10 protein-coding genes are annotated in these 10,058 nt (G+C 66.3%); 9 read left to right on the top strand and 1 reads right to left on the bottom strand.

Annotation, left to right across the window (positions count from 1 at the left end; genetic code table 11):
* From steA to AC2VOP_RS19485, 8 genes are all read left to right on the top strand, one after another.
* On the top strand, nucleotides 1–995 hold a 995-nt coding region (gene steA / locus AC2VOP_RS19520), incomplete at its 5' end, for a putative cytokinetic ring protein SteA (RefSeq protein ID WP_486962500.1).
* A gap of 4 nt (nucleotides 996–999) precedes the next feature.
* Nucleotides 1,000–1,941: a copper transporter gene (locus AC2VOP_RS19515; RefSeq protein ID WP_486962499.1), complete on the top strand. Its 942-nt coding sequence runs from the start codon at nucleotides 1,000–1,002 to the stop codon at nucleotides 1,939–1,941.
* 114 nt (nucleotides 1,942–2,055) lie between these two features.
* Nucleotides 2,056–3,864, top strand: a complete 1,809-nt coding sequence (gene pyrG, locus AC2VOP_RS19510; RefSeq protein ID WP_486962501.1) for a CTP synthase — start codon at nucleotides 2,056–2,058, stop codon at nucleotides 3,862–3,864.
* Nucleotides 3,857–4,480, top strand: a complete 624-nt coding sequence (locus AC2VOP_RS19505) for an NUDIX domain-containing protein (protein WP_486962498.1) — start codon at nucleotides 3,857–3,859, stop codon at nucleotides 4,478–4,480. Before pyrG ends, AC2VOP_RS19505 begins: the two co-directional genes overlap by 8 nt.
* Nucleotides 4,477–5,424: a site-specific tyrosine recombinase XerD gene (xerD, locus tag AC2VOP_RS19500; protein ID WP_486962497.1), complete on the top strand. Its 948-nt coding sequence runs from the start codon at nucleotides 4,477–4,479 to the stop codon at nucleotides 5,422–5,424. The genes AC2VOP_RS19505 and xerD overlap by 4 nt, the downstream gene beginning before the upstream one ends.
* Nucleotides 5,425–5,535: 111 nt before the next feature.
* Entirely contained in the window at nucleotides 5,536–6,942 is a 1,407-nt protein-coding gene (locus AC2VOP_RS19495; RefSeq protein ID WP_486962496.1) for an FAD-dependent oxidoreductase, read from the top strand.
* Between the two features lie 100 nt (nucleotides 6,943–7,042).
* Nucleotides 7,043–7,804 carry a methanethiol S-methyltransferase gene (mddA, locus tag AC2VOP_RS19490; RefSeq protein ID WP_486962495.1) on the top strand — a complete coding sequence of 254 codons (762 nt, stop codon included), beginning with the start codon at nucleotides 7,043–7,045 and terminating at the stop codon, nucleotides 7,802–7,804.
* Nucleotides 7,805–7,893: 89 nt separating this feature from the next.
* A complete protein-coding gene (locus AC2VOP_RS19485) occupies nucleotides 7,894–8,418 on the top strand; it encodes an MTB12 family secreted protein (RefSeq protein ID WP_486962494.1) in 525 nt (174 codons plus the stop codon).
* Between the two features lie 22 nt (nucleotides 8,419–8,440).
* Here AC2VOP_RS19485 and AC2VOP_RS19480 read toward each other — a convergent pair whose 3' ends face one another.
* Entirely contained in the window at nucleotides 8,441–9,202 is a 762-nt protein-coding gene (locus tag AC2VOP_RS19480) for an O-methyltransferase (protein ID WP_486962493.1), read from the bottom strand.
* A 204-nt stretch (nucleotides 9,203–9,406) separates the two neighbouring features.
* Here AC2VOP_RS19480 and AC2VOP_RS19475 point away from each other — a divergent pair.
* The coding region (locus AC2VOP_RS19475) for a ParA family protein (protein WP_486962492.1) at nucleotides 9,407–10,058 on the top strand (652 nt) is incomplete at its 3' end.

Raw genomic sequence — 10,058 nt, 5'->3', positions numbered from 1 at the left:
TCAACGCGTCGTCGTCGATCTCCGGGCGCTACCCCAATCTCGGTCCGGAGGTGCTGGTCGGCAACGGCATCACGCTGATCGACGACGCTGGGCCGACGGTTTTCAAGAAGATCAGGGACGGCAGCAAAGTCCGGCTGCATGAGGGCGGCGTTTACGCCGGTGACCGACGGCTGGCTCTCGGCGTCGAGCGAAGCGAACTCGAGATCGCCGAGAAGATGCATGACGCCAAAAGCGGTCTGGTCGCCCATCTGGAGGCGTTCGCTGGCAACACCATCGAGTTCATCCGCAGCGAGAGTCCACTGCTGATTGACGGGGTCGGGATCCCCGACGTCGATATCGACCTGCATCGCCGGCATGTGGTGCTGGTCGCCGGCGAGCCGCACGCCGCCGACGACCTGAAAGGACTCAAGCCGTTCATCAAGGAGTACCAGCCGGTGCTGATCGGGGTTGGGCCCGGTGCCGACGTGCTGCACAAAGCGGGGTATCGCCCGCAGCTCATCGTCGGCGACCCGGGACAACTCAGCACCGACGTGCTCAGGTGCGGCGCCCACGTGGTGCTGCCCGCCGACGCCGACGGGCACGCGCCGGGCCTGGAACGCATCCAGGACCTCGGGGTGGGCGCGATGACCTTTCCGGCCGCCGGATCGGCGATGGACCTGGCGCTGCTGCTGGCCGACCATCACGGTGCGGCACTGCTGGTCACCGCCGGCCACACCGCCGGCATCGAGACGTTCTTCGACCGGACCCGCCAGCAGAGCACCCCGTCGATGTTTTTGACCCGGCTCAAAGTCGGCGAGAAACTGGTGGACTCTCACGCGGTTGCCACCCTGTACCGCAACCGCATCTCGGGTGGCGCCATCGCTCTGCTGGTACTGACAATGCTGGTCGCCGTTGTCGTCGCGCTGTGGGTGTCGCGCACCGACACCACAGTGCTGCACTGGGTCGTCGACTACTGGAACCGGTTCTCGCTGTGGGTGCAGGGCTGGGTGACATAGGGTCGTGATCTCGCCTCGCCACCACGCGATTTCGCTGGCCGCGGTGTTCCTGGCGTTGGCAGTCGGCATCGTGCTGGGGTCGGGCCTGCTCTCCGGGCCCCTGCTGTCAGGGCTGCATGAGGAGAAGCGCGATCTGCGCGGCCAGATCGATGCGCTGCACGACCAGGAGAACGTGCTCAACGAAAAACTTAACGCCGCAAACGACTTCGACGCCGCGGTGGCCGGCCGTATCGTGCGCGACGGGTTGGCCGACAAGTCGGTGGTGATCTTCCGCACCCCGGACGCACACGACGACGACGTCGATGCGGTCGCGCACATCGTCGGCCAGGCCCAGGGCACGATCACCGGAACGATAACGCTGACCCAACAGTTCGTCGACGCCGACGCAGCGGAGAAGCTGCGCTCGGTGATCGAGTCGTCGATCGTGCCGGCCGGCGCCCAGCTGAGCACCAAACTGGTCGACCAGGGATCACAAGCCGGCGACCTGCTCGGGGTCGCGCTGCTGATCAACTCCGATCCCGCGGTTCCGCCGGCCGACGACGCTGCGCGGGACACCGTGCTGGCCGCGCTGCGCGACACCGGGTTTTTGACCTACGGCGACCAGCACATCGGCGCCGCGAACGCCGCGGTGGTGATCACCGGCGGGCCCCTCGGCGACGACGCGGGAAACCAGGGTGCCAGTGTGGCCCGGTTCGCCGCGGCACTGGCTCCGCACGGCTCGGCGACCGTGCTGGCCGGCCGGGACGGCTGCGCGTCCGGAACCGCCGCCGTCTCGGTGGCTCGCGACGACGCCGGCCTGGCCCGGGCGGTGAGCACCGTCGATGACGTCGACACCGAATCCGGCCGGATCACCGTCGTCATAGCGGTGATAAACCTGATCAATGGTGGTCACCCCGGCCAGTACGGCACCGGGCACGGTGCCCGCTCGGTGACCGTGGTGCAGTAGGGCGTGTTAACGGGCGCGATGCGGCCGCGGTGTTAGGGTGAGATTCCGTAGGTCGGCAGGCCCCCACCCTGCTTCCGTCTTGCCCGGCCGTCACGGAGGTCGCTGTTGCCAGCTCTGCGAAAGCACCCCCAAATCGCCACCAAGCACCTCTTCGTCACCGGCGGCGTCGCCTCCTCGCTGGGTAAGGGGCTCACCGCCAGCAGTCTGGGTCAGTTGCTGACCGCGCGCGGGCTCGTAGTGACGATGCAGAAACTTGACCCATATCTCAACGTCGATCCGGGGACGATGAACCCGTTCCAGCACGGCGAGGTCTTCGTCACCGAAGACGGCGCCGAGACCGATCTCGACGTCGGACACTACGAGCGCTTTCTCGACCGGAACCTGTCCGGGTCGGCGAACGTTACTACCGGGCAAGTGTATTCGACAGTGATCGCTAAGGAGCGGCGCGGTGAGTACCTCGGCGACACGGTGCAGGTGATTCCGCATATCACCGACGAGATCAAAAAGCGCATCCTCGCCATGGCCGAATCCGATGCCGACAACAACCGCCCGGACGTCGTCATCACCGAAATCGGCGGCACCGTCGGCGATATCGAGTCGCAGCCGTTCTTAGAGGCCGCGCGGCAAATCCGCCACGACGTCGGCAGGGAGAACGTGTTCTTCCTGCACGTGTCCCTGGTGCCGTATCTGGCGCCGTCCGGTGAGCTCAAAACCAAGCCGACGCAACACTCGGTGGCCGCGTTGCGCAGCATCGGCATCGCCCCGGACGCGTTGATCTTGCGCTGCGACCGTGACGTCCCCGAACCGCTGAAGAACAAGATCGCGTTGATGTGTGACGTCGACATCGACGGGGTGATCTCCACCCCGGACGCGCCGTCGATCTATGACATCCCCAAGGTGCTGCACCGCGAAGAACTCGACGCTTACGTGGTGCGCCGGCTCAACCTGCCGTTCAAGGATGTCGACTGGACCGAATGGGACGACCTCTTGCACCGGGCGCATGAGCCGCAGGAGACGGTGCGAATCGCGTTGGTGGGCAAGTATGTCGACCTCTCCGACGCCTACCTGTCGGTCACCGAGGCGTTGCGCGCCGGTGGATTCAAGCACCACGCGAAGGTCGAGATGTACTGGGTGGCGTCGGATAGTTGTGCGACGGAAGACGGGGCGGCGGCGGCGTTGAGCGGCGTACACGGCGTGCTGATTCCCGGCGGGTTCGGCATCCGCGGCATCGAGGGCAAAATAGGCGCCATCGCCTACGCCCGGACCCGCGGCTTACCGGTATTGGGGCTGTGTTTGGGCCTGCAGTGCATCGTGATCGACGCCGCCCGGTCGGTCGGTCTCACCGAGGCCAACTCCGCGGAGTTCGACCCGGAAACCCCGGATCCCGTCATCGCCACCATGGCCGATCAGCAAGATGCTGTCGCCGGTACCGCCGACCTCGGCGGCACCATGCGGCTGGGTGCCTACCCCGCGGTGCTGGACCCGGACTCCATTGTGGCGCAAGCTTATGGAGCGACCGAGGTTTCCGAACGACACCGGCACCGTTACGAGGTCAACAACGCCTACCGGCAGCGAATCGCGGAGAGCGGACTGAGGTTCTCTGGCACCTCTCCGGATGGGCATCTGGTGGAGTTCGTCGAATATCCGCCGGAGGTCCACCCGTTTATCGTCGGCACCCAGGCCCACCCGGAGTTGAAGAGCCGGCCGACCCGGCCTCATCCGCTGTTCGCCGCGTTCGTCAGGGCAGCGATGGATTACAAAGCCGCGGAACGGCTGCCGGTGGAGATCCCCGGACATTACTCCGAGAGCCAACCTGAGCATCCGTCCAACGGCAGACAGCACCACGGCGGCGGCCAGTCTGTCGGCCAGTCTGTCGGCCAATCGCGGCATGACTCCGTGCAAGAGCCGGCGGCCCGTGGCTGAGCACATCTTCGAGACGATGTCGTCGCAGCTGCTACACCAGGGAAAGATTTTCGCCCTGCGCGCTGACCAGGTGCGGATGCCTGGTGGCAAGATCGCGACCCGGGAGGTGGTGGAACACTTCGGCGCGGTGGCCGTAGTGGCATTAGATGACGCGTTGAACATCCCGATGATCCGCCAGTACCGCCACCCGCTGGGTCGACGACTGTGGGAGCTGCCCGCGGGCCTGCTCGACATGGACGGCGAGGCACCGCATCTGACCGCCGCGCGTGAGCTGAAAGAGGAAGCTGGGCTGGCGGCTGGCACCTGGCAGGTGCTCGTCGACCTTGATTCCACACCGGGATTCAGCGACGAATCGGTGCGGGTCTACCTGGCGACCGGACTGACCGACGTGGAGCGTCCCGAGGCCCATGACGAAGAGGCGGACCTGGTGCTGCGGTGGTATCCGTTGGTCGAGGCTGTTCGTTTGGTTTTCAGTGGAGACATTGTGAACGCCATTGCGGTAGGAGGCGTTTTAGCGGCCTTCAGCGTCACGCAGGGTTTTGCCCGACCGCGTCCGGTGGAGGCGGATTGGGTCGACAAACCGACCGCGTTCGCCGCACGGCGGGGCCGGCGATGACTACGGTGACGGCACCGATTCAGGCCCAAGTGCAGGGCTACCTGGATCATTTGACGATAGAGCGGGGCGTAGCGGCCAACACCCTGAGCTCCTACCGACGCGATCTGCGTCGCTATACCGAGCATCTGACCGCCCGCGGCGTCGACGACCTGGCCCGGGTCAGCGAGAACGACGTCAGCGAATTCCTGGTGGCGCTGCGGCAGCCGAACCCGGGCAACGGTGCGCTTCCGTTGTCGGCGGTCTCGGCGGCACGATCGCTGATCGCGGTGCGGGGCCTGCACCGCTTCGCCGCCGCCGAAGGGCTGGCCGCGCTGGATGTGGCGCGCGCGGTGAAGCCACCGACGCCGTCGCGGCGGCTGCCGAAGAGCTTGACCGTCGACGAGGTGGTGTCGCTGCTGGCGGGTGCGGGTGGGGACAGCCCGTCGGACGGCCCGCGGACACTGCGCAATCGTGCCCTGCTGGAGTTGTTGTACTCCACCGGCGCCCGGATCTCCGAAGCCGTCGGCCTCGACGCCGATGACATCGACGCCCGGGACCGGTCGGTGCTGCTGTGCGGCAAGGGCGGAAAGCAGCGGCTGGTCCCGATAGGGCGGCCCGCGATCGCGGCGCTGGACGCCTACCTGGTGCGCGGGCGTCCGGAGCTGGTGCGTCGGGGCCGGGGGACGCCGGCGGTCTTCCTCAACGCGCGCGGCGGGCGCCTGTCGCGCCAAAGTGCGTGGCAGGTGCTGCACGATGCGGCCAAAACCGCCGGCATCACCGCGAAGGTGTCGCCGCACACGCTGCGGCACTCGTTTGCCACCCACCTGCTCGACGGCGGCGCCGACGTGCGGGTGGTCCAGGAACTGCTGGGCCACGCCTCGGTGACGACGACCCAGATCTACACCCTGGTCACCGTGCACGCGCTGCGCGAGGTGTGGGCGGGTGCACACCCGCGGGCGCGGTAATCCTGGCCGCGGGAATTTAGGGTAGCCGTCTACTCTAGGTGGTTCGAGCTCGCCGATAGATCCTGGGTAGGCCCGGCAAGGGTTGCCGGGCGTTGCCGCGGAGGAATTGACATGGGCCGGCTCGGTGAGCACGCCGTCGTGCTGGGCGCCAGTATAGGCGGACTACTTGCCGCTCGGGCGCTCGCCGACTTTTATGACGCGGTCACGGTGGTCGAACGGGACGAATTGCCACACGGGCCTGCCCAGCGACGCGGGGTTCCGCAGGGGCGGCATGTCCATGGCCTATTGACGAGCGGCTCGGAGGCCTTGGGTCAGCTCTTTCCCGGGATACTCGACGAGCTGGCCGCGGCTGGGGCGAACGTCCTCGATCACGGTGACCTGTCGCGGGTCTGGCTGCGCTTCAGCGGACACGACCTCAACAGGTCATGTTCGTTCACCCAACCGATGACGTCCTATCTCGCTAGTCGGCCGTTTCTGGAGGCCCTCGTCCGCGGGCGGGTGTGGGCCATCGGCAACGTGACGCTTCTCGACGACCATGATGTTGTCGAGCTGGTCGCGGCCGGGCCGGATCGGGTCACCGGCGTCCGGATAGCCGACCGTGACACCCGCCACGAACGAGAGCTGACTGCCGACCTGGTGGTCGATGCCATGGGTTGCGCCGGGCGCACACCGGTGTTTCTTGATGCGCTCGGCTATGGCCGTCCGATGGAGGACCGAATAGTGGTCGAGGTGGCCTATGCCAGCCAGCTGGTGTGCGTGCCACCGGGCACGCTCACCGAGAAATTGATCCTCGTCGGGCCGGTGCCGGAACGGCCGACCGGTGGGGCGCTCTTCGCGTGCGAGAACGACACCTGGATGGTGACCCTGGCCGGGTTGGTCGGGCACGAACCGCCCACCGACCGGGACGGGATGATCCGCTACGCCGCCGAGTTCGCCCCACCTCCCATGATGGCCGCGCTCGAAGCCGGGGAACCCCTGACCGAGGTGTCTCGCTACCGCTATCCGGCCAGCCTGCGACGCCGCTACGACAAGATGCTCCGTTTCCCGGCGGGTTTGCTGGTGTTCGGCGACGCAATGTGCAGCTTCAACCCTGTCTATGGTCAGGGCATGTCGGTGGCCGCGTTGGAGGCGGTCATATTGCGCGATTGCCTGTCTGCGGGGGATCGTGACTTGAGCTGGCGGTTCTTCCGGGCCGCGGCCAAGCCGGTCGGCGCGGCGTGGCAGCTGGCCTGCGGTGCTGATCTTGCGGTGCCGCAGGTTCAGGGTCGGCGTTCGGTGCGGACCCGGCTGGCGAATTGGTACACCGACCGTCTGCTGACAGCCGCGGAATCCGACCCGGTGGCCACCGAGGGATTCTTCCGGGTGATGAACCTCGTCGATCCGCCCGCGCTGCTGTTGCGCCCGAAGATCGTCAGGCGGGTGGCCACCGCCAAGCGACGGCAGGTGGCCACCGCCAAGCGACGGCTTGTGGTCACCTCCTCCGCAGTGTCAGCCGTCCAAACGCCGAGCCATGCTTGAGGTAATCGACAAGGGCACGTGCAGCGCATCTCACCCGACGTCCCTCAAACCGCTCAATAGGTGTTCGATCGCTGACTGCGCATGACAAGGTGGTGGACGCGTGAAGGGGATTCTGACAATCGGTTACGGCGCCGTGAGCTATGTGATTTTTCTGGCCGCTTTCCTGTATGCGATCGGCTTTGTGGGCAACATCACGGTCCCCCGCAGTGTCGACGCTGGCCTGACCGCGCCGATCGGCGAAGCCATCGCGGTCGACGTGCTGCTGCTCGGCCTGTTCGCCGTCCAGCACAGCGTGATGGCACGTCCGGCGTTCAAGCGGTGGTGGACGCGGTTCGTGCCGCAGACCATCGAACGCAGCACCTACGTCCTGCTGTCGAGCCTGGTGCTGTTCCTGCTGTATTGGCAATGGCGCACAATGCCTGCGGTGATGTGGAACGTGACAACACCGGTAGCGCGCGTCGTCTTGCACGTGCTGTTCTGGCTGGGTTGGGCGACCGTGCTGGCGGCGACGTTCATGATCAGCCATTCCGACCTGGCCGGGTTGCGGCAGGTGTACCTGGCCTGTCGTGGTCAGCCCTACGCAGACATCGGGTTTCGAACCCCGCTGTTGTATCGACTGGTGCGGCACCCGATGATGCTGGGCTTCATCGTCGCGTTCTGGGCCACCCCGACGATGACGGCAGGACATCTGCTCTTCGCGGTGGCGACCACGGCTTACATCCTTATCGCACTGCAGCTCGAAGAACACGACCTGCTGGCAGCGCTGGGCCTTCCGTACCGCGACTACCGGGCTCGAGTGCCCATGCTGCTGCCATGGCCACGTCATAATCGGGAAGCACCCCGTTCTACGCAGGTGACCTGAAAACTGGGGACGAATACCGGTGACACGTTGCCGATGAGACGATAGTGTGACTAAATGTTCGGTATCGGCTCGCAATCGAAGGGGCAATCGTGGCTGTGAAATCACTTCGCGTCGGCATCGCAACTGTGGGAGCGGGCACCGCCGTCGCCGCTGTCGCAGCAGGCTTGACATCCATTGCGTCGAGCGTCTTGGCCGGTGGCCCGGTCAATAGCGGTGTCGCCTCCCACGTGCAGCAGGTTGTCTTCGGTGTGCCGTTGCCGCTGGAGCCGGCGGCCGACCTACCTGCCGCCGACGTGCTGGTGGGCATTCTGGCCGGTCTCGCTGACGCCAACATCCCGTTCGAGAACAAGGCCAACTTGATCGAGGGCGGGATCTCGCCCACCGAAGCTTCCCTGGCCAACCGCAAGGTCCAGCAGGCCGTCGACAGTGGGGATTGGCCGATCACCTTCAACGTATCGGACATTCAACCGGCCGAGCCGGGTGCGGCGACGGCCTCCGTCACGGGCTCCAGCCCCAAAACTCCGCCGCAAACACTGAAAGTCAAGTTCGTCAACCAGGGCGGATGGAAGCTCACGCACAGGTCAGCGCTGAATCTGCTGCAAGCCATATCGTGATTTTTTAACCTGGTTCGGCCGGTTAACCCGGGTTGCCCAGGTACTCCGACTCCAGCACCAGATCCCGGATCAGGCTCTGGTATTCGGCGTGCGTCCGGTGCTCGATGGTGTTCCACAACGCGCCTTGTTGTCGGCTCATGTACTCGCGGTAGCGTGGCGCACCGGGCATTTTGACGTTGTCGGCGACGACGATCGCGCCCGGATGCAGCCAATCCCGGTCGAGGATGCTCTGCAGGTCGGGCAGGTATGCGTCCTTGTCGTGGTCGAGGAACAGGAAGTCCAGCGCGCCGGCGACGAAACGGTGCCGGGTGGTCAGCGCGTCGAGCGTCCGGCCGCCGTCGCCGATGGTGCCCACCACGCAGGTGACTCGGTCGCCAATCCCGGCGTGCGCCCAGATCTGCCGGGCATTGACGGCGTTGGCTTCGGCAAGCTCGACGGAGTACACCTTGGCCGCCGGCGCCGCTCGGGCGATGCGCAACGCGCCGTAGCCGCAGTAGGTGCCCAGCTCCAGGGCGAGTTTCGGGTCGGCGCGGCGCACCGCGGCGTCGAGCAGCGCGCCCTTCTCGTCGCCGACGTTGATCAGCATCGACTTCTGGTAGGCGAAGCGGTCGATGGTGGCCAGCACGTCGTCGATGTCGCCCGCGCGGGCGTTTTTCAGCACGTAGCCAACTGCCGCGGCCTCGCGTCCGTCGCCGATCTGGCCCGTTGCGGTGATGTTGCGTTCTCCGACCAGCAATCGTAAGACCGACCAGCGCAGGAACGGCATGCGTTGCTTGAGGTCCATGGTGGCAACTTTATGCCGATCGATTGGTGTCCCGGCCGATTTTCTGCCCGGCTCAGGCGACGTAACCGGCTAGACTCTTGCGGATGTTCGCCACCGCAGTGCCGTCACGGTTGACGACACCTGACTAACATGAGCCGCGCCAGCGACGATGCAGTGCGGGTACGCCCGCTTGCGGGGGCGACGCGATGAAGAGGAGCGGCGCGCGTGAGCGAGGACGCTGACGGCAGTGCCGGCGTCGGCCTGACCGGGCGCCCGCCCCGTGCGATCCCGGAGCCTAAGCCGCGCACGTCGCACGGCCCGGCCAAGGTCATCGCGATGTGCAACCAGAAGGGCGGCGTCGGCAAGACCACCTCGACGATCAACCTGGGCGCCGCGCTGACCGAGTACGGCCGGCACGTGTTGCTGGTGGACCTGGACCCGCAGGGTGCCCTGTCGGCCGGCCTGGGGGTGCCGCACTACGACTTGGCGCACACCATTCACAACCTGCTCGTCGAGCCACGGGTCTCGATCGACAAAGTGCTCATCGCAACCCAGGTCAAGCACCTGGACCTGGTGCCGTCCAACATCGACCTGTCCGCCGCCGAGATCCAGCTAGTCAACGAGGTGGGCCGGGAGCAGTCCCTGAGCCGTGCGCTGCGCCCGGTGCTGGACCGTTACGACTACGTGTTGATTGACTGCCAGCCGTCGCTGGGTCTGCTCACCGTCAACGGACTTTCCTGCGCGGACGACGTCGTCATCCCGACCGAATGCGAGTACTTTTCGCTGCGCGGGCTGGCGCTGCTCACCGACACCGTCGAGAAGGTGCGCGACCGGCTCAACCCGAAGCTGACGATCGGCGGCATCCTGGTCACCCGCT

The organism is Mycobacterium sp. TH-M106, assembly GCF_057473765.1.
This window is presented reverse-complemented; position numbering and strand designations above follow the sequence as displayed.